The organism is Clostridium hominis, from assembly GCF_014287825.1.
Lineage (GTDB): Bacteria > Bacillota > Clostridia > Clostridiales > Clostridiaceae > Clostridium > Clostridium hominis.
This window is the reverse complement of the sequence record NZ_JACOOO010000040.1, coordinates 13,555-34,006: the sequence shown is the minus strand read 5'-3', so window position 1 is coordinate 34,006 and position 20,452 is coordinate 13,555. Positions and strand designations below refer to the sequence as shown.

The 20,452-nt window shown below is 25.1% G+C and carries 17 protein-coding genes; 7 read left to right on the top strand and 10 right to left on the bottom strand.

The features are described 5' to 3' along the window. Nucleotides 1–111 precede the first annotated feature (111 nt). The 3 genes from hflX to H8S20_RS20835 all read left to right on the top strand — a co-directional run bounded on the left by hflX (nt 112) and on the right by H8S20_RS20835 (nt 4,298). Nucleotides 112–1,389 (top strand): GTPase HflX, encoded by a 1,278-nt coding sequence (hflX, locus tag H8S20_RS16740; RefSeq protein WP_341350801.1) that lies wholly within the window; start codon nt 112–114, stop codon nt 1,387–1,389. A 1,140-nt stretch (nt 1,390–2,529) separates the two neighbouring features. After that, nucleotides 2,530–3,165, top strand: a complete 636-nt coding sequence (locus H8S20_RS16735; protein WP_186860805.1) for an ABC transporter ATP-binding protein — start codon at nt 2,530–2,532, stop codon at nt 3,163–3,165. A 59-nt stretch (nt 3,166–3,224) separates the two neighbouring features. Further along, nucleotides 3,225–4,298 carry an acyltransferase family protein gene (locus H8S20_RS20835; protein WP_186860804.1) on the top strand — a complete coding sequence of 358 codons (1,074 nt, stop codon included), beginning with the start codon at nt 3,225–3,227 and terminating at the stop codon, nt 4,296–4,298. 248 nt (nt 4,299–4,546) lie between these two features. Here the strand turns inward: H8S20_RS20835 and H8S20_RS16725 are convergent, their stop codons facing one another. Beyond that, nucleotides 4,547–5,863, bottom strand: a complete 1,317-nt coding sequence (locus H8S20_RS16725; protein ID WP_186860803.1) for an LCP family protein — start codon at nt 5,861–5,863, stop codon at nt 4,547–4,549. Between the two features lie 1,412 nt (nt 5,864–7,275). Here H8S20_RS16725 and H8S20_RS20730 point away from each other — a divergent pair. Beyond that, complete coding sequence (locus H8S20_RS20730; RefSeq protein ID WP_207725348.1) at nt 7,276–9,093, top strand: SH3 domain-containing protein; 1,818 nt, start codon at nt 7,276–7,278, stop codon at nt 9,091–9,093. Nucleotides 9,094–9,767: 674 nt separating this feature from the next. Here the strand turns inward: H8S20_RS20730 and H8S20_RS16705 are convergent. Beyond that, on the bottom strand, nt 9,768–9,950 hold the full coding sequence (locus H8S20_RS16705) for a hypothetical protein (RefSeq protein ID WP_186860802.1): 183 nt from the start codon (nt 9,948–9,950) through the stop codon (nt 9,768–9,770). A 1,247-nt stretch (nt 9,951–11,197) separates the two neighbouring features. Between H8S20_RS16705 and H8S20_RS16700 the strand changes: the two genes are divergently transcribed. Then, a complete protein-coding gene (locus H8S20_RS16700) occupies nt 11,198–11,752 on the top strand; it encodes a hypothetical protein (protein ID WP_186860801.1) in 555 nt (184 codons plus the stop codon). Nucleotides 11,753–12,659: 907 nt separating this feature from the next. On the opposite strand, the gene H8S20_RS20725 is transcribed toward H8S20_RS16700, so the two are convergent. Continuing rightward, a complete protein-coding gene (locus H8S20_RS20725; protein WP_279288187.1) occupies nt 12,660–12,782 on the bottom strand; it encodes a hypothetical protein in 123 nt (40 codons plus the stop codon). Nucleotides 12,783–12,935: 153 nt separating this feature from the next. Between H8S20_RS20725 and H8S20_RS16695 the strand changes: the two genes are divergently transcribed. Together H8S20_RS16695 and H8S20_RS16690 are read left to right on the top strand one after the other, a co-directional pair. Continuing rightward, nucleotides 12,936–13,679 (top strand): DUF2726 domain-containing protein, encoded by a 744-nt coding sequence (locus tag H8S20_RS16695; RefSeq protein WP_186860800.1) that lies wholly within the window; start codon nt 12,936–12,938, stop codon nt 13,677–13,679. 21 nt (nt 13,680–13,700) lie between these two features. Further along, complete coding sequence (locus H8S20_RS16690; protein WP_186860799.1) at nt 13,701–13,886, top strand: hypothetical protein; 186 nt, start codon at nt 13,701–13,703, stop codon at nt 13,884–13,886. 125 nt (nt 13,887–14,011) lie between these two features. On the opposite strand, the gene H8S20_RS16685 is transcribed toward H8S20_RS16690, so the two are convergent. The 7 genes from H8S20_RS16685 to H8S20_RS16655 form a co-directional block, all read right to left on the bottom strand. Further along, nucleotides 14,012–14,278, bottom strand: a complete 267-nt coding sequence (locus H8S20_RS16685; RefSeq protein ID WP_186860798.1) for a hypothetical protein — start codon at nt 14,276–14,278, stop codon at nt 14,012–14,014. Between the two features lie 15 nt (nt 14,279–14,293). Further along, nucleotides 14,294–14,785 (bottom strand): hypothetical protein, encoded by a 492-nt coding sequence (locus tag H8S20_RS16680; RefSeq protein WP_186860797.1) that lies wholly within the window; start codon nt 14,783–14,785, stop codon nt 14,294–14,296. Between the two features lie 633 nt (nt 14,786–15,418). Continuing rightward, complete coding sequence (locus H8S20_RS16675) at nt 15,419–17,272, bottom strand: hypothetical protein (protein WP_186860796.1); 1,854 nt, start codon at nt 17,270–17,272, stop codon at nt 15,419–15,421. A 618-nt stretch (nt 17,273–17,890) separates the two neighbouring features. Further along, nucleotides 17,891–18,271 (bottom strand): hypothetical protein, encoded by a 381-nt coding sequence (locus tag H8S20_RS16670; protein ID WP_186860795.1) that lies wholly within the window; start codon nt 18,269–18,271, stop codon nt 17,891–17,893. A 15-nt stretch (nt 18,272–18,286) separates the two neighbouring features. Beyond that, nucleotides 18,287–18,793 carry a hypothetical protein gene (locus tag H8S20_RS16665; RefSeq protein ID WP_186860794.1) on the bottom strand — a complete coding sequence of 169 codons (507 nt, stop codon included), beginning with the start codon at nt 18,791–18,793 and terminating at the stop codon, nt 18,287–18,289. A 15-nt stretch (nt 18,794–18,808) separates the two neighbouring features. Beyond that, nucleotides 18,809–20,182 carry an ImmA/IrrE family metallo-endopeptidase gene (locus tag H8S20_RS16660; RefSeq protein ID WP_186860793.1) on the bottom strand — a complete coding sequence of 458 codons (1,374 nt, stop codon included), beginning with the start codon at nt 20,180–20,182 and terminating at the stop codon, nt 18,809–18,811. Between the two features lie 59 nt (nt 20,183–20,241). Further along, nucleotides 20,242–20,451, bottom strand: a complete 210-nt coding sequence (locus H8S20_RS16655; RefSeq protein WP_186860792.1) for a hypothetical protein — start codon at nt 20,449–20,451, stop codon at nt 20,242–20,244. Between the last annotated feature and the right edge of the window lies 1 nt (nt 20,452).

The following is a 20,452-nucleotide window of genomic DNA, read 5'->3' as shown; positions in this document are numbered from 1 at the left end:
AAATGATTATGAATGGTGGAATAGCGTCAATAAGATTAAGAGGATAAGTCACGGGTTGTGGCTATTATCTTAATTTAATAAAGAGTCATAATCCCGTGATATTTAAAGTTAATATTTAAATATAAAATTACAGGAGATTATGAAGATGATAAAAAAGGAATAATTGTAGGAATTAATATAAATAATAAAAATAATTTTGATGAATCTATGGAAGAATTAAAAAATTTATGCTTAGCTTGCAAAATAGAAACTGTTGGTCAAATTAAGCAGAATTCAAAGAAAGTTAACTCTACTTTTTATATGGGTAGTGGGAAGATAGATGAATTAAAAAATTTAGTAGAAGAAAACAATGCAGATATAGTTATATTTAATAATGAATTATCAGCGTCACAAGTTAAAAATATTGAAGAAGAAATAAATTGTAATGTCATAGATAGAACTGCGTTAATATTAGATATCTTTGCAAATAGAGCAAAAACAAGAGAATCTAAATTACAAGTAGAGGTTGCGAAGCTCCAATATGAATTACCAAGATTAGTTGGTTCAAATGAAGATTTAGGTCGTCAAAGTGGTGGAGTAGGGACTAAAAACAGAGGCGCAGGAGAAACAAAATTAGAATTAGACCGTAGAAGAATAGAAGATAAAATTGCTAATTTAAATAAAGAGCTTGAAGTATTAAAAAATCAAAGAGAAGTACAAAAAAGTAAAAGGAAAAAATCTAATATTCCTAATGTAGCTTTAGTAGGATATACAAATGCTGGTAAGTCATCTGTTATGAATGCTTTAGTAGAGAAGTTTATAAATGATGAAGATAAAAAAGTATTTGAAAAAAATATGCTATTTGCAACTTTAGAAACTTATGTTAGAAATATAAAATTAGATAATAATAAATCTTTTTTATTATCAGATACAGTGGGATTTGTTGGGGATTTACCTCATAGTTTAGTAAAAGCTTTTAGGTCTACTCTAGAAGAAGTTTGTGATGCGGACTTATTACTTCATGTGATTGATATATCTAATCCTAATTATGAAAATCATATAAATGTAACAAATGAAACATTAAATCAAATAGGGGCGGATAATATTCCTGTGATTTATGTATATAATAAAGTTGATTTAATGGAATTAGATACATTCAATATAGAAGGGATGCTGGTTTCAGCTAAAAAATATATAGGTATAGAAGAATTATTGGAATCTATATGTAAAAATATATTTATGGATTATATAAAATGTAAGGTTATGGTTCCTTATAAAGATGGTAAAATGACATCTTATATAATTGATAGTTCAACTGTTCTAGAAACTGAATATACTAATGAAGGAACTTTATTTAGTATAGAATGTAGTAAAGAGGATTATGTTAAATACCAGTCATATATAATCTAGAGTGATTCTAGGTATCTATATAAACAATGCATAAATGAAAGAGGATGTCGCATACCAATTGAAAATTGTTCATGTGATAGCCTCTTTTATATTTGATAAGTAATTAGAAATGATTTTATTGTATGTGTTTATTGCAACAATAAAGTAAATAACTACAAATGATGCTAAAGACATTAAAATAGGATAAATAAATACTTCCAAAACCAATTAAGCTAGAGATAAATATACTTGTAAGAATGACTTTGTCTTTGTACGACTACGATGGGGAAAATGTGTATTAAAGAAATAACAAAAATACTTTAAATGAAATGTGTAAATTAAGTTAATGCTATAATATAATAAAGTGAACAATATTAATCTATTGCGGTTCAAATAGGATGTCCAAATGGACATCCTATTATGTTATGCTAATTTCAACACTATTTTAAAACAAAGCCTTAAGATTTTAAAAAAACCAATAATAATTATTTTATTTATCTGTTTATTTATTTCGCAGTTTATTTCAACTAATATAATTAGAGAAGCATCCACATTAGAATCTAGAGTTATTTATTTTAGTGCATTAGATAGCTTTTATAAATATGGTTTATTTTTTTCTTATTTCCTTATTTTAAAATTCATGCTTATAACTATCTTTGAAAAATATTCAATTATTATAAGATATACTATATTAAAAGAGTGGTTTAAGACTATAGATTTAAATAGCTACAAATTAATTATTTGCTTTTCTATTATCATAAATATTTTTCCTTTTTTATCTTGTATATATTATAAAACTCCATCAAAATTTGATTTATTATATATATTAATATTTATAGTGAATCAAATTTCGGTATTTATAATAATAAATGAATTTTTTGATATATTATATTCATTCAAATTTAATAAAACAACATCTGTATTAGTTATATTTTTTATTTTAATACTGCCTAATATTTTTCAAGGATTTCTTGATATAAATTTTTTTACTTTCACAGAACTTATATTACTCCTTCCAGAATCCGGAGTTTATAGTATGCTATTTAAGGTACTATTAAATTTAATTATTATAGGTATATTTAAAATTACAAAATCAACTTATATAGTAGAACTAAAAGCTAAAGATTTAATATTACGATAAAAAAGACAAGGAGATATAATATGGATTTAATTAAAATTAATAATGTTTCAAAAATTATACACGATAATATTATATTAAAAGATATAACTTTGAATATAGAAAAAGGAAAAATTTACGGATTTATAGGTGGAAATGGTTCTGGTAAAACTATGCTTTTTAAATTAATTTCTGGATTAACTAAGGTATCCTCTGGTGAAATATTTATAGGAGATAAACAATTAGGAAAAGATATTGACTTTATAGAGTCATGTGGCGCGATAATAGACAAGGCTAGCTTTTGGGATAATTATACAGGCTTTTATAACTTAAAACTAATTGCATCAATTCACAACAAAGTCTCAGATAAAGAAATTAAAGATTTCATGAACTTACTAGGTATTGATCCTGATAGTAAAATATTGTATAAGAAATACTCTTTAGGTATGAAACAAAAATTAGCTATTATTCAAAGCTTAATGGAATCCCCTAATATAATAATTTTAGATGAACCTACAAATGGATTAGATGATTCTTCAGTTGAAATAGTTAGAAATCTTATTTTACAGTATAACTCTAAAGGTTCTACTGTATTAATAGCTAGTCATAATAAAGATGATATTGAAATATTGTCTGATTATATATATAAAATTGATAATTGTTCACTAGTTAAGCTTTAATTATAAATTATAAGCTTAATGCTAATATATATTTAATTTATTTAGGAGAAATATGTTTAATGTCTAATAGTATTATTAAAGAAATTAATTATGTTAAAGGAATCGCAATTATATTGGTATTTATAGGTCATGCTGCAACACCATCATTTTTAGATAGACCTTATAATTACGAATTTTTAGTCCAAATAATTTATTCTTTTCATATGTCATTGTTTTTTTTCATATCTGGAATTTTATCATATAAAGTTCTAGATATGAATTTAAAAGAAAACTATTTACATTTTATAAAATTAAAATTTTTCAGATTATTAGTTCCCTTTTTTACAATATCATTTATAACTAACTTTATAATCATTATCTTTAAACAATTACTTAATGATCCTTTATCTATAGAAAACTTATTAAATATGTTTAAAACAATGCTATTATATCCTGAAAATGGTGTTATGGGGGCTCTTTGGTTCTTATATACATTATTTATTATAATTGCTATATCTCCACTTATCACAAAATTACCTATAAAAATAGTACTTACTGCCTCTTTATTATTAAATATTTTTGTACCACAATACAAAAACTTTTTATCATTTAGTAGGTTAAGCTTCTTTTTGGTATATTTTCTTATAGGATTATACTTTAGAAAGTACTATCTTGATAAAAAAAAGATTAATTTCAAGGATATGTCAACATTCAAAAAATTTATAGTCTCTATACTATCAATAATGCTTATAACTTTTTATTCATATATAATAACAAATCAAATAAATATACCTAAATATATTTTAAGTACTTTAAATTTTCTTTGCGGCATATTTGGGATAATTTTGATATTTATAATCATAGAAAAAATTAAAAATTTAAGAGTATTACATATATTATCATACTTAGGACAATACTCTATGGATATTTATCTATTATCATGGTTTTTTCAAATATCATCAATGGTACTAATAAGTATTATCCTAAAAATAAGTAATTATACTATATTTTTTATAAGTAATTTACTAATTGGATCTCTTTGCATTCCATTCTCTAAATATTTTCTAAGGAAATTTAAAATATTTAGATTTTTATTCTTTGGAGAAATTGATCAACCGTCTCTGCATCAGCAACCGACTAGTTTGAATAATTAATTTAATTTCACATAAACTTTTCTATAACTAATAAATTTATAAAGATAAGAAATAATCTTAATAATGATTATTTCTTATCTTATTTTTTATATTTTCAATACTTCTATGAATCTACATAATAATCTCATCAATACCTTAGATAGATTATTGAATAAATAAACTAAATACATGATAACAATAATATTTTTATTATACTACTGGTTTTAAAAAAATATATATTTTTTAAATATTTAATCTAGAGCTCAATATTAATAGTACTTCTCCCCATTAAAATCTTCTCCTAAAATTATGATAGCATCATAATTTTCATACTCATCAGATTTTTTTGCAAACTTTTTTATCCCTGTATCTAACTTTATTTGCTCTTTTAAAGATTTCTCATTACAAATAATAACCGACTTCTTTTGTTTTCCTGAATTACCAACCTCTATATTATTATAACCTACAGATTCCATCTCTTCTCTTAAATTTCCAGCTAGCCCATTAATTCTCGTTCCATTTAATATTAAGATACTATAACTCTCTCTAGTAATAGTATCTTCTATATATTTACCATTTTTCAAAGAATCAATTAACTCTCTATTTGACTCTTTATCCACAACTAAAAAAGATTCATTGTATAATGATTCATTATATCCTTGCAATGTACTCATAGTAATTCCTTTGTTTAGGGCAAACTTAATCCCATAAGTAACTATTTTATTAGCTGGCATATTAGTATATACATCCTCTTTAACTACATCTAGAATTTTAGAAACTCTAAATATTATTGATGGACTTAAACATTTCTGAATTACTGAATATATAAATTTTTGTTGATTTTTTATTCTACCTAAATCACCATCAGCAAGTCCGCTCCCATCATTATTTTCCCTCCATCTAAAAAACTCCTCTGATTTTTTTCCATCTAACAAAACAGTCTCTCCACCAGTAAAGTTGATATGTAGATCTTGTGTATTATCATCATAAAACATATCTTGTTCTATATACATTTCAATCCCCCCTATAGCATCTATAAAGTTTGTAAATGCTTTATAATTCACTTCAACAATATAATTAACTTTGATTTCCAGTAATTTTTCTACATGATTTACTAGTTCCTCATCTCCCCCTAAAACACGAGCATTATTAATCTTCCAATAATGTCTAAGATTACCATAACCATCATATGCATCTACTTCAATTAAGGTATCTCTTGGTATAGATACTAAATTAATTTTTTTACTATAATGATTGTAATTAATAACCATTATAGTATCTGTTTTCTTAGAATTTATATTTTCTAAATTTATAACATCACCTGAATCAGTCCCTAATAAAAGTATATTTAATGATTCGTTTGGCAAAGGATCTGTTCCTTTCACCAAATCTCCACTACTTAAAGAAATTATAAATGAACTACCTATAAGCATAGGAACAATAATTAATATAGAAATTAATATTACCATAAGGCCTATAAATTTTTGTCTTCTTGCTTTTTTCTTTTTTTTTAATATCTTTTTTCTTTCAGCTCCCTTTCTAGTACACTCTTTTATTTTTATACTACTACTTTTATTCTCCTTCATAAATCTATCCCCCAACATAATTTTCTTAATAATTAACATATAAGTGCTTTTAATATAAAAAATAATTAAGATGATTATATGTAAATTATATCATAAAATTCAAATAGATTTTTATATATGTACTAATATAAAAATCGCCACTACAATATAAATTATTTAAAAACTATACTACCCACCTAAAAGGAATAAAAAAATTATTTTAAATTATAAAACTTCTAACAAGGTCGAAATCTAGTTTTTTCAAGTGTTTATTTGCATTTAATATTTTTAATTTTTTCATAAATTTATATTTTTACTTATATTGGTAGATTTTCTATATACCTCTTTGTATTTAACTAAGTCTTATCGTTACTCTTCTTATAAGTTATTACTTATCTAGTTACAATCTGACCATCTAATATTATATTGGTAATTATGCTTTAAAATCTGAACAAAAAGTTAGAAATATTGAAATTGGAATTGATAATAACAAAATTGAAAGTGATATAGTAATGGTTAATACTTTAGCTCAAATTGCTGGATTTGAAGAGAAAGAATACTATAATAGATTTAATAATTTTTGACGATATTATTAACATAAAGGTTGATATGACAACTGATTTGCCTGTTAGTTACTATTTACATAAAAAGTAATTAGACTACGATATTTAATTTATAAGTATGTTTCTGAAAATAATACTGATGATATTTCTTATAAATTTAATTAGTTATTTTTTAGCAATGCTATGTCTTTAAAATCAAATGCTAGTGAAAATATTAATATAAATTTAAATAATACAGATATTAACACAAGGTGTTACTAAGATTAATTCTAAAAGTAGTAAATCTAATAATGAAGTAAATTATGATAATAAATTTTTAGAACATTGCAAATAAAAGGGAATTCTTATGAAGAATAACACTAAACCACAAAGTAATAATCAATCTTGAAAAATTTAGTACATTATTAAAAATAATGTACTAAATTTATTGTTAAAATAAGACCTTATTGAATACAAAACATGATAATTAAAACTAACAACAAGAGCTTGGCTCAAATTAAAACGAAATCCATGCTAATTTTATCATCCTTAAATTAAAAGAAATTATCATATCAACTATCGAAAAGATGATTTAGATTTTCTCTTTTCCTTATCTATATTTCTCTAATTATTGATATTTTAAATAAATTAAATATTTGCATTTTTATTCTACTTAACTTTTTAAAGTCTATCTTAAACTATTTTCATATATACACCATTATATAACATAAATAAATATATTTTATTATTTTTTAGTTTACAAATAACAAAATTTTATCTTTATAACTTATGACTAGTCACTCAAACAACAAAAAATAATAAAACATTTATTTATTAATACCACAAATAAAATATCTTACAACTCATAAAAAATTACTAGGAGGTAACAATATGCCAATAACAACAGCAAACATATTAAACGAAGCCCGCAAGTATCTAGGTGTACAGGAAGGGTCAGCAACACACAAAGCAATTATTAATAAATATAACTCAATAAAACCATTACCAAGAGATTATCAAGTCACTTACTATGACGATTGGTGTGATGTATTTATCAGCTTCTTGGCTATTGAGACAGGAGCCATTGATTTAATTGGACGTGAATGTAGTGTACAAAGACACATCGATATCTTTAAAAGTTTAGGAATATGGATCGAAGATGGAAATATTACACCCAAACCTGGAGATATTATTACATTTGATTGGGATTCATACAGCCAACCCACTGATGGTTGGGCAGACCATATAGGAATCGTAGAAAGTATTTCAGATGGTATAATTACAACAATTGAAGGTAATGCCAATAACGCTGTAACTAGATGTTACTATAACATTGGTAATGCTAATATTCGTGGTTACGCTCGTCCTAGCTATCAAACTGATGCAAACCATTCACCTTACAATGGAGGTCCACTTGTTAATGCTGGAAGAACAATTTCCCAAAACAATATCCGTTTAATTATTGAACATGCAAAAAAATATAATATTAAGCCAAGCTTCTTAATTGCACAAATGTATATTGAAAGCCATTGGGGAGATCCTAACACTTCTATTGTCGGAAGTGTAGATAACAATTGGAGTGGTATTTCTGAACCATTCACTGCTCCATCAGATCTTGGTATAAATATGAGACGAGGATCAGCAAGACCAAGTAATGAGGGTGGATACTATGTACATTTTGAAACACTCAATGATTATTTTAAAGCATATACCTTTATACTCTCAAATAGAAATGGTATATACAAAGTAGAAGGAACAACTAGTATTGAGACTTTTTGCAAAGGGCTATTCCGTATTGGAGGAGCACTTTATGATTATGCTGCAAGTGGTTACCAACATTATTTAAATATGCTTGTTCCAACCTATAATGCTATTAAACAGCAAAATCCTGGAAAGTTAGAATTGATTGACGCTAGTGATACTACAAATGATGATACAGGTAATTATAATCCAGGAACAAATGAAAGTTTTACACTAATTTATGAAAATGGAACTTTTTATCCAAATACTACTATAAACGTAAGAGACTATCCTAGTACTCAAGGAAATATATTAGCTCAATATACTACTGGTGAAAGTGTTATATACGATTCCTATGTAGTAAATGATGGATATGTTTGGCTAAGCTATATCGCCTCATCTGGCGCAAGAAGATACTTAGCTTGGAGAGTCCATGGTGGTGAAAAGTTTGGCACTATTCCTTCCGGCTCAACTGAAGGTTTTACCCCAGTTTCTGAAACTGGAACTTTTTATCCTAATACAACTATAAATGTAAGAGACTATCCTAGTACTCAAGGAAATATAGTAGCTCAATATACTGCTGGTGAAAGTGTTATTTATGATTCCTATATAATAAATGATGGATATGTTTGGCTAAGCTATATTTCTTTTTCTGGAACAAGACAATATTTAGCTTGGAGAGTCCATGGTGGCGAAAAATTTGGTACTATTCCTTCAGATACAAGCGGAGATTTTACCCTAACTTCTGAAACTGGAACTTTTTATCCTAATACAACTATAAATGTAAGAGATTACCCTAGTACTCAAGGAAGTATATTAGCCCAATATACCACTGGTGAAAGTGTTGTTTACGATTCCTATGTATCAAATGATGGATATGTTTGGTTAAGCTATCTTGCTTCATCTGGCGCAAGAAGATACTTAGCCTGGAGAGTACAAGACGGTGAAAAATTTGGTACCATAGTTTAATTTAGTATTTTCAAAGATATGTTTATTACATTAATATATTGCTTCTATTACGTTTATATCAACATATTTTCAATTTAATCCTAAAGCTAAAAATTGAGTAAACTTTCATTATAAATAGCTAAACACCTACTTTTATATATTACATGTATAGCTATAAAATCGAGTAGGAGTCAGATAATTATTTTATCTTTAAACTTCTCATAACACCATATGTACCATTTAGTATATGGAGGTTCATTTGAATTTAATTAAACGTTAGATACTTTTGTATTAGACTAACAAAATTATTTATTTTAGATATTTATTATTTAATAATCTGCTTAAAATAAGGCTATTGGAAATTCTCCAATAGCCTTTTCTTGTATTTGCATATTACCATACATTATATTTATTGATTCCTATTTTTAATAGGTCCCTGTGCTTAGTTTTAATCATCTTACATTATTTCTATATGAAAGCTCTTAACCTTCTTATAATCAATTGATCTAATTATACTAGCTTTACTTTAGTATTAACTACTCCATAATAATTAATACAACTTCTAATTATTTGATTTAAACTTTATATTATCTTCTATAAGATTGCTTATAGGCTCCATTACTATTAATCCTGCTCTTTTACTTTTGACATATACATTATCTTTATGTGCCTATCTTTTCAAGCTCCTTATCTAATTAGTCTAGCATTATATTCACTAGTAATATACTTAAAAGACCATCTTGCAGATCTCTTTCTTCATTTGTTACATGGATTCTATTAATAAGATTTCCACTTATTAACGACAATAATTGCTTCTTTTCCAATTTACTCATAAGAATATCATAATTAGCCTTATCCAAAAATTTCTCTAAGGCCATATTTATCCCCCCCCCTATTTCCTCATATATATTTCTTTTATTTTATTGTTGCATATCTTTCTCATCTATAAATACGGATTCCAAAGCTATTATCTGAAAGTGATAGCTCATATATTTTAGATAAAACTTTAGCAATTGCTTTTTGTATTAGTCTATCTTATATAATTGGAATATCTAATAATCTTACTCCAAAATCTGTATTATCTACTTCAACTTATCTAACAGATAATACTTTATATTTATTCTATAATATTTTATCTTTAATTGTATTCGAATATTTATATATATGTTCTCGAAGTTCATCACTTTCACCATTCATCCAATATTGTAGTTAGCAAGGTTACAATAGCATCTGATTTTACTTTATCTATTTTCAGATAGTTTTAGCTTTTATTTTATAATACAAATTTCCCCATAGAATTAAACCTCCAATGTGATTCGTTTATCTCATACAAAGCTTTTACCTCCTATCTCCTTAAAATTCTACCTCCGATGTCTTCTCCTGTTTTAATCTATTTTTTAATACTCCCCTACCCACATATATAACTTTTCCCTCATAGTACGTCTTCATATTAGACACATATTAATAACAATTTAAAATATATCATTGAATAAACTTGGGTGGCATTTTTCAGAAAAACATATATTATCCTAAACTCAATCATAATATTTTTAATTATAGCTTGTATCTTTTTCTGTTCAACTATAACTTATAAGATAGTATCACTTAATTTACTCAACATCTCTTACTATAAGAAAGGAATATTTGCTTTTAATATTCTATTAATATTTTTTATTATTAGGATAGCACTCCCACTTGTTCTTTTTTAATAATATCATTGGTATTAATAGATAACATACTAAAGATAAGTAACTATACTATATTTTTTATAAATAATTTGATAATTGGATCTTTTTATATACTATTTTCTATATATGTATTTATAAGATTTAAAATGCTTAAATTTTTATTGTTAGGAAAATTAGTAAAGGTATTTTAGCTACATATCATATTAATTTAACTAAATTAAACTTAATTTACTTTTTATTACTTCTCTAAATATATACTTTAACGTATTTATGAATTAGCTCATTACTTGTTATAAATTCACAAAATATGATATAATAAGGATATAAATTAATGGAAATACAGGTATTTAATTGTATTTCTGTGGTAATTAGAGTTATCTATAAGTTATAGTCTAAAAATTTACAGATATTAAATGTAAAAAGAAATGAGGTAAATTATGAGAAAGAGATTGTTTTCTTTAATATTAATTGCTGGGATTTTAACATCATGTTCAACAGGAGATACAAAAGAACCCAAAAAAGTAGATAGTAATAATTCTGAAATTGAGAATGCTTCAGAAGAAAGTACTGAGTTAACAAATAGAAATAATTTAAATTATCCCAAAGATTCTCACGATGAAATAATAAGTAATGATATTTCTAGAGAAAGTCAGGTGGAAGATAGTAATAATATAAATGATTCAGATAAACAAAATACTACTTCTTCTATAAGAGAAAATCAAGATAGTAATATTAGTAATGAGAGTGTACCCCCAAATACTCAACAAGGTACAACTGAAGAAGTAATTGAAGATAAATACTATATAATAATAAAGGAAGCTTGGCAGAGACAAAATGATTACATTGAGTCTATTGATGATGCCAAAGTAAAACAATCTATACAAACTGCACAGTCTGCTGCTATTATGGAGTCAAATAGATTGATTATGGAATATCCTGAAGACTCTCAAACTATAGAGTCAAGTTTAAAAAGGGTTCTTAATGGCGAATAATTTTAGCTTAAAACTAAGTCACTAAAAGCTACGGCTAGATTTAGTGCTTAACCAAAAGTTTATATATAAAAAAATGATTGAAATTTTAAGCTAAGTAGACAAAGTTTTTAAGCTTAAAAATATGCTATACATCTTGAAAAGTTTTTCTAAGTTCTATAACTAACTACCTAAGTTACTAGTTAAACAGTATATTAAGGTAAAGAAGATGTCAAACTTACTATTGACGATACCCCTTATTCTAAAAAATTTTAAAAAGTTTTTTAGAATAAGGGGTATCGTCCGGAAAATGCTAATTTCACACGTTAAGAACATTTTCCACCCTGATCTCAACAGTTTGCAAACTTTTTTATAAACTATTTTTATACTCTTTAAATAATTTATAATATGTTATTTTCTTCATCCATATAATCTCCATTTTTTTATGTTATTTATAGTTTTATTTTCAACTAATTTAACTATAATATCCCAATATTGGGAATATTGTAGTTTCTTATGTCTAAATTGAACTCCTTTTTCTAATGCTAGTTTAATTCCTTATTTTTTCTCTTTTCTCTCTTTTTCAATTTCATTTTGGGGCATCAATTATTATGTTATTAATCGTCTCTAATATCAAATTATCATTTGTATTTAATTTAATAGTTGAAAGATTTAAAGCTACTAATCTAACATTGTTTTATTTAAAATATTGAATTTCCTTGAGCGCTAATCTTTTATTACGCCCTAATCTATCAAATTCATATACTACTAATGTATCACTCGCTCTAATAATATCTTTTCTTTTTTGATACTATATTAATCAAAAAAGAAAAGGTGAAAATTTATACCTCACCTTTTCTTTCATACTGGTTTAATTATATATTAAATGCCTAACTTGATAGTACCATAAATTTACATAAGCGTAAATATTCTATTTATTATTTTCTGATTTTTTTACCAAATAATTTGTTGGTGCTGGTATTATTTTTTTAATTATTTCTTCATTTCTTTCATTCTCTTTTTTTAATTTAATCAAAAGCTTACTTTTCCCCATATTATCTCCCCCTTCTATTTGGATAAATTAAGCTTGTACAAATTTAACAACACTTATATATATTATATGTTGACAATTTTTTATTTTATATACTAAAACTTGAAAATAATTCCTCTCAATATTAATATTAATATTAATATTGAGAGGAAACATATGGAATTTTTAATTGTTTGTATTATAATAGGTTATTTGCTATATAAAAATAACTCTTTAAAAAAATCTTTATCAAACTTAACTCAAAAAATTAATAAGCTTACTATTGAGAAAAATAATAATGTAACTTCAAATCAAAATTCAACTTTAAATCAAAATTACAAATCTACTGAAGAAAGAATTGAGAGTATAAAGAAAAGTACATATTATTATAAAGAAAAAGACTTTTGGGATAGCTCTTTAGAAAAAGAAGTATATTTTTATATTAATAATTTCATAAAAAATAAATCTGCTAAAGTTGAAATATTACCTCATGTTTCATTAAGAGAACTTTTTAAACCTACTAATGATTTTAAAAATCAAAACTTAAAGCAACTTTCTTCTTATCATATAGATATATTATTACTATCTGAAAAATCTTTTGTTCCTTTAGTAGCAATTGAAATAGATGGCTCACATCACGAATTAGACGATAATCAAAGAATAAGAGATGCTTTTAAAAATTCATTACTCGAAAGAAATGGAATACAATTATTAAGATTAAAACCTAATAATTGTAACTATGCTTTTATTGAAAGTGAACTTACTAAACTATTAGCTACGGCTCCTATTTATTGTCCAGAATGTGGAAGAAAAATGATTGAAAAATCTAATAATAAAACTGGAGAAAAATTTTTAGGTTGTTCAGGATTTCTTTCATTAGATTGTAGGCATAGTAAATCAATTGATTATAAAATTATTTAAATTTATTTTAAGGAGATAAATATGTATAAATGGAAACCACACGATATAAATAATCAATTTAAAACAAGACAAGGTGAAAAAATAATAAACCTAGATAGATATGTAGAAGTTTTGAAGGAAAATAATATTCCTTATACTGAAGAACAATACAAAGAAGCAAAATCTTATATCAATAGAGCTATTATCAAAGTCAGTAATCAAAACTGAATCTTGAAAAGTTCCTATATGTAATTTAATAGGAATTTCTTTAATTTCTCTTTTATCTGTCATAAAAAATGCTTTTTTAATCTATCTTCCTTATCTTTATATAATTCGCTTAATATTTCCAAAGATTATTTGGGAATATTAAGCAAATTAAACATATACCCTATACAATTAATAAGCTTTATATTAATATCTTCAAACTTTGCGATATAATTACTACCTGAATGAGTTATAAAATTAAATTGTTTATTTTCAACAGCAATACATACTTCTTTAATTTTACTTGTAATAATATTTTGACCACTATAAAATTTAATGTTATTAACAACATTTCCAGTTAGAATTACACCAATTCCTGGAATATCTCTTAAACTCCAATCTAATAACATATACATAATTTTTAGCTCACCTTATAATTTCACATAACAACTACGAAAACGTGGTTTTAAAATCTGTTCTCTTAAAAGAATATCTTTATTTAGAAGTTGATATTCACATGTATCAATATCTAGCTGCTTAAAGTTTTTAACCATGATCCATGTTCTCTTTTCTTCATCTTTCCACTCTGGTACTAAAAACTTTTCATCAATATTTGGTTTCCACTCATTATCTTTGGCAAATATTTCAACTATATCACAGACACATAAGAAAATTTCTGACTGGCTATTTGCAAATAATATTAATTTATCAATTTCTCCCCATCTTTTTGTATCTAATATTACATTAGTAGAAAAAGCTACCATTCCCTCCTTATCAGCAATTTCCCAATGTTTGTTCACGATACTTGATGGTGGCAATTTATGATAGGGTTTTGCTCCGAAAGGAGATCTAGCCGATACTCTTAAAGCTACACCTACTATTTCTGTAACTTTATTTTGATTTAACTTTAACATATTAAACATCACACTCTCTTTCATTTTTGATTATAATATACCAAAAAATTTACATATAACACAACTGTTTTTTTAATTATATTTTTACTTATTATTGAATTTATACTTACGCTTATTATTTCTGCTATCATAAAGATATAATTCTTTAATAACAAAATGTATCTTATATACTATCCTCGTAAATGAAACTGTAATACTAATATAAATTTTCAATAGTATATAATCACAATATAATAGATAGGAATAACGAGTACCTCCAGGGAGAAAAGAAATAAAGATATTATATTTAAATGCAAAAATTCTTAATACTCCTTAAACCTAGTAAATTCAATGGATTCGTATAAATTTTATAGCTGAAATTTTTCATCAATCCGAAAATATTACTTATTTTGGAAATTAACTTCATTGAACTTTTACACCCTTTAATTATGTTATTATTTCATTTGTTTATAGCCTTATTTATATGACTTTAGTATTATAATACCTTTAAATATTAAACTCCTTAGATAGCCTTATAGATAGCTTGTACATTTTTTTCTATAACTTATATTTTTATTCGTGTTTTTATTAAAATTATCCTGGAATATTTCATTAAAAGTTTTATGGCCATAAAAATTCTAGCCATAAAACACGAACATTAATTTATACCTTTCCTGGTGGCGAACCTCTGTTAATCTCTTTATTATTATCAATTCTGTTGAATTGATAATTTTCAAAATTTATTCCTTGTAGATTTGTACCAGCTTCTATTTTTTCAAATTCAAATTTTAATTGTAGCCCATTTACTACTTTTGTTCCTTCTATAATTTTTACTTTTCCTTTTCTATTTTCTCTTTCTTCTTCTAAATTTACTATTTTTCTACTCTTATAATATAATGTTATTCCATTTTTATTTTTAGTTAAAAAACCTATCTTCTCTAATTCCTTTAAGAATTTATATACACTTCTTTCATTCTTGAAAGATAGGTATTCAGAAATTTTTGAAAATCCTAAGCTTATAAATGCTCCATAAGTATTACTTGAATATGCTTTAACTATTAACATTAATACCTTACCTATTTTTTGCTCTAATACATCAACTGCATTTTCTATATAGTCTAAAGGTAATCTATATATTGCCTTTCCTCTATTTATAGTTAATTTAAATAAGTCTTGTTTCTTTTCTAATTTTCCATTTATTTTCTTTGCTAATTCTTTTAAAGTTGCTACTTTTATTCCAACTTCATCTATATTAAAGTATCTACCAAAAAGATTTTGTTTTTCTAGCTCTAAATAGGCTCTATAATGACGTACTGCCCCCTTGTTGTTATAAATAGATTCAACTATACTCCTTGAAATATAAATACTATTTATAGCCTTTTTACAGACATTACAACCAAGGCTTAATCCTTCTTCTTCAAAAAGCATTTTTGCCTTATCACAAGAAAAATTTGTCCCATTTCTTTTTAATGATTTATACTTATTTTCAACTGATCTTAAACTTTCATCATGCTTCCATTCTATAGCTTTTCTTCTTAGAACTTCTTTAATTTCATTTTCACTATAATTAGCTTCACTTAGACCTAATGCTATACTTACTAAGAAATTGTTTCTATTACCTTTATCCATTATTGGCATATTTATTAATGTTTTTACACATTCTCTAGTACATTCTGTTCCTGGTAAATTTAAAACTTTAATTCCTTTATTTTTGTATTCTTTTAAAGACTTTTCAACCTTCTTTTTTGACTTATCATATAATCTTGTCATTGGAACTGATTGAATACCAGGTAACATTAACTTTCTTATGTCTCTTTGTTTTTTAGTTAATTTTGCCCTTGTTAAATAACCAGTCATTAAGTGCATAAACTCATCTACTGAAACATAATTAACATATCCACCTTTGTAATAAGATCCTGGAGTTTTTATTAATCTGTAGCTTGAATTAACTACGCTTTCATCTACAAATTTTAAGCCTAGTTCTTCTTTTATTTTTTTATACATTTCTGTATAGATTCTATGTACATTTTTACTTGGTTTTAATCCAAATACCTTTGGATTAACCATTATATAAACTGATTTTGAATTATTGATTATAATAGTAAAGTCTTTCTCATTTACACTTAATTCATTCATTAAGTACTGAAGGTATTGAGCGACTTCAAATAATACATCACTACCCTCTTTCTTTTTTGGTGATTCAAATTCAAGTATAAATGGATAATATCTATCATCTAATTCTTCAGTTCTTAAATTTCTATTTTGTTTCTTTAAGAAGGTACAAAAACTTTGAAGGCTCATATGACTAAGTTCTTTATTCCATCTATTTTTTATAGGATATTCTAATAATTTTTCTATATGAGTTTCATATTTCTTATCAGCTCTATTTTGAGAAAAATCTCCTGAAACTACTTCATGAATACCAAAATAATTTTGAACTTCTTCAGCTTTATTTAACATTTTATATATGAACATTTGCTCTATAAAATTCCCTTTATCCTTCAAAATCTTGTCCATCCTTTCATCTGATAAATTGTGATTTTGTGTATAGCTCCCCCCTCCCCACAATTTATCTATTTAAATTGCTCCGTAATTTTTTCCTACAACAAAAAAACTCTTAGGTACAAATACCTAAGAGTTATATATCAAAACTTATGTTACGCAAGTTAAAATTCAAATTGTAAATTATACCAAAAATTACTTTGGTTTCCTCCTGTCAATTTGTGATTTTTTATATTGCACAAATTTTCACCTTATGCTATTATATAAGCATAAAATGAATTTAAAGTTCCAACATTCTGTCTCTTGGTATTCACGGTACCAGTTTCAGTTATATAAATTAAAATGTCGCCAAACATTTTAGTTTATCGTTCGGAATTAAAATATGAAGAAGAAATTCTTCTTTTTTCTAAATTATATTACATTTTAAGGATTAAAACAATATAATTTGAACAAAAAAGCAGTAATAATAATTACTGCTTTTTTGTTTTAACTTTACTAAATCAACATATCAAAAAAATTATTATATCACCACTAATTACCATTTATTACCAAAAATTTTCCACCCTATAAACCCAAAAAAAATTATAGGCTCTTATGAGCCTATATTACTTAGATATAAGCCCTTAGTATTGATTAATTGCTTAAAACTTCTTTTAATTTATCTCTGTATTCTTTGAGTTTTTTATATTCATTTAATGTATCTTCATAATTTTTTTTATACTCTTCTATAGTTTCTTTAAAACATTTTTCTATGACTACTCTTTCATATTCCTTTTTAGCTTTTATCATTTTATTATAGGCATATTTAGTTTTTAGTGAATATTCATCATATATTGTCGGTTCAAATTCATATAGTAAGTTTTCTACTTTAATTATTTGTTGCTCTATATGTCTTAATTTAAATTTATCCTCACAAATTAATGTTGTTCCGTTTAATAGATCCATTAAATATTTAACTTCTTTACTAAGATAAAAAACTTCTTCCTTCTTAAAATTTTTTGATAATTTACTCATAAACCACCTCAAATTTTAATTTTCTTCAATTAGGTAGATTTTAAAAAACTTATTTTCAGCTAACTTACTTTCTGTAATTTCTATTCCAAATTCATCACTAATAATATTTTTAAAAGTTGATTTAATTTGATTATCAGTCATTTCTAAATTAAGAGTTTCAAAAACAAGATATTTTTTTCCATCCTTAATATTAGTATTATAAGTTTTATTTTCTAACGCTCCAATTTCTTTAAACCTATTTATTAAATCATTCTTTTTAACTTCATAATTATCAGTATCTTTTTTAGTATCTTCATCAGTTATTAAATCATCTATACTATTAGCTTCATTATAACTACTTGATATTTCATTCTCCCTTATTTGTTCATTTAATTTATTTGTATTTTCAGTTAAAATTCTGATTTTTTTCTTTGTCATAGATAAACCAGTTTGCATAAAAATAATGATTATAAGTAAAATTACAATAATTATTTTATGCTTCTTATTTTCTTTGAAATTCAATAAATCCTTAATATGTTCCATAGTTACCTCTATATGCTATCTTTCAAGCTCTACATCTTTTCTATTTGTTTTAAGGCTTTTTCTAGCTTCTGTATGCTTACATCCTTCTTGCTCTAGCTGATATTCTATTAAATTTAATTTATTAGCTTCAATAGTAATTTTACCTATATTTGAGCCTGTCCATTTTGTATTATCTATCTTAGCCCCTTCTAAGTTTGCTCCCCTTAAATCTGCAAATATAACACATTGTGTTATATCAGCATTTTTTAAATTTGCATTTCTTAAATCAACATTTAATAGCATCATTCCACTTAAATTTTCGTTTTTTAAATTAAGCTGCTTTCCTCTAGTTCCTTTGCTATTTATCCATTCTTCATGCTCTCTTATTTTTTTTCTAATTTCTTTTTCCTTATCAACTGAAATCATCTCTTTATTATCCTTTCCTAAATCATTTTTTAACTCTAAAGATAATTCTTTATTATTAATTAAAGTATCTTCAATTACTTCAATATACTCTTTAACTGTTTCTCTAACTTCATTTATTAGCTTTTCATTATCTTTTAATTCAACATCTTCAGTCCAAGAACTTATATATCTAAATGAATACTCTGAAGTGTCTAATCCAAAATAACTACATACTACATATGCAGACATTTCTGCTTGGAACTCTTTTTCATTTGTAGTGTATTTATCTATTGTTTCCATTGTATGTAGTTTCGCATGAGCCAACTCATGTATTAAAGTTTTGACATTTTGTAATTGAGTATTCCTAGGATTTAAAGCGACTTCTTTTGTTAATGGATAACTAACTCCTTTTACTGCTCCTAATTCTCCTTTAGGCTCTATAATTCTAACTCCTATTTTCTTTGCTATATTTTCCATAGCTTTATACATCAAATCATAATTTTTAACTTCTCCATCAAGCCATCTACCAGGGAATATCTTAGGTAAATCTTCTGCTTTAGCATTAGTTTGAGAAACTTCAAAAACATATCCTTGATTAAATATTAGCTTACCTTTTCTTACTTCTATTTCTCCTTGCTCTATTAATCGTTTTTCTTCAGGAGTTGCTTTGCTTAATTTAACTTCCTCACCTTTTGAATTAATAAAATAATCACTTAATCTATTTGGAACTAATATTTTAATTCCTTTTTCACCTTTATTAACTGTAAATCCTTTTTCCTTCCAAAAAGCATATGATCCAACAGCTAAAGCTCCTTCAAATTGCTCTTGAATTAGAAAAGTATTTCTAAATGAATAGTTATAAAATTTACTCATATAACTAGCAAGTTCTTTTAACTGCTCTGGACTTGTGAAGCATTTTTCTATACCTTCATTAGCTTTTTCCAAAAGCTCATTAACTTCTTTTTCCTTATCTTCTTTTGATTTTTTATTATATGTTTTTTTCATTTTTCCTTTCACCTTCCTTAAAAAACTTAATAATAAAACACCAGGTAAAATACCTGGTGCTAATCAACAATATTTTCATTTACAATTTTAGTTTTTAAATCATATTCAACTACAATTGTTTCTCCATCTTCATCATTTAATTCAGCTTTAATTGATGATACATAATCTTTTGAAGCTTGTACTATAATTTCTTTTCCTTCACCAATACTCAATACTTTTAATTCAGTATCACTTATTGCTTCTCTAACTATTCCTAAATTACTAAACATA

Coding starts and splice junctions, on each gene's coding strand:
- H8S20_RS16685 (WP_186860798.1), bottom strand. CDS start 14,278: ATGTATATGTTATTAGATTGGAGTTTAAGAGATATTCCAGGAATTGGT.
- H8S20_RS16695 (WP_186860800.1), top strand. CDS start 12,936: ATGGAATTTTTAATTGTTTGTATTATAATAGGTTATTTGCTATATAAA.
- H8S20_RS16655 (WP_186860792.1), bottom strand. CDS start 20,451: ATGTTTAGTAATTTAGGAATAGTTAGAGAAGCAATAAGTGATACTGAA.
- H8S20_RS16725 (WP_186860803.1), bottom strand. CDS start 5,863: ATGAAGGAGAATAAAAGTAGTAGTATAAAAATAAAAGAGTGTACTAGA.
- H8S20_RS16690 (WP_186860799.1), top strand. CDS start 13,701: ATGTATAAATGGAAACCACACGATATAAATAATCAATTTAAAACAAGA.
- H8S20_RS20725 (WP_279288187.1), bottom strand. CDS start 12,782: ATGGGGAAAAGTAAGCTTTTGATTAAATTAAAAAAAGAGAATGAAAGA.
- H8S20_RS20730 (WP_207725348.1), top strand. CDS start 7,276: ATGCCAATAACAACAGCAAACATATTAAACGAAGCCCGCAAGTATCTA.
- H8S20_RS16700 (WP_186860801.1), top strand. CDS start 11,198: ATGAGAAAGAGATTGTTTTCTTTAATATTAATTGCTGGGATTTTAACA.
- H8S20_RS16705 (WP_186860802.1), bottom strand. CDS start 9,950: ATGGCCTTAGAGAAATTTTTGGATAAGGCTAATTATGATATTCTTATG.
- H8S20_RS16665 (WP_186860794.1), bottom strand. CDS start 18,793: ATGGAACATATTAAGGATTTATTGAATTTCAAAGAAAATAAGAAGCAT.
- H8S20_RS20835 (WP_186860804.1), top strand. CDS start 3,225: ATGTCTAATAGTATTATTAAAGAAATTAATTATGTTAAAGGAATCGCA.
- H8S20_RS16675 (WP_186860796.1), bottom strand. CDS start 17,272: ATGGACAAGATTTTGAAGGATAAAGGGAATTTTATAGAGCAAATGTTC.
- H8S20_RS16670 (WP_186860795.1), bottom strand. CDS start 18,271: ATGAGTAAATTATCAAAAAATTTTAAGAAGGAAGAAGTTTTTTATCTT.
- H8S20_RS16735 (WP_186860805.1), top strand. CDS start 2,530: ATGGATTTAATTAAAATTAATAATGTTTCAAAAATTATACACGATAAT.
- H8S20_RS16660 (WP_186860793.1), bottom strand. CDS start 20,182: ATGAAAAAAACATATAATAAAAAATCAAAAGAAGATAAGGAAAAAGAA.
- H8S20_RS16680 (WP_186860797.1), bottom strand. CDS start 14,785: ATGTTTAATATGTTAAAGTTAAATCAAAATAAAGTTACAGAAATAGTA.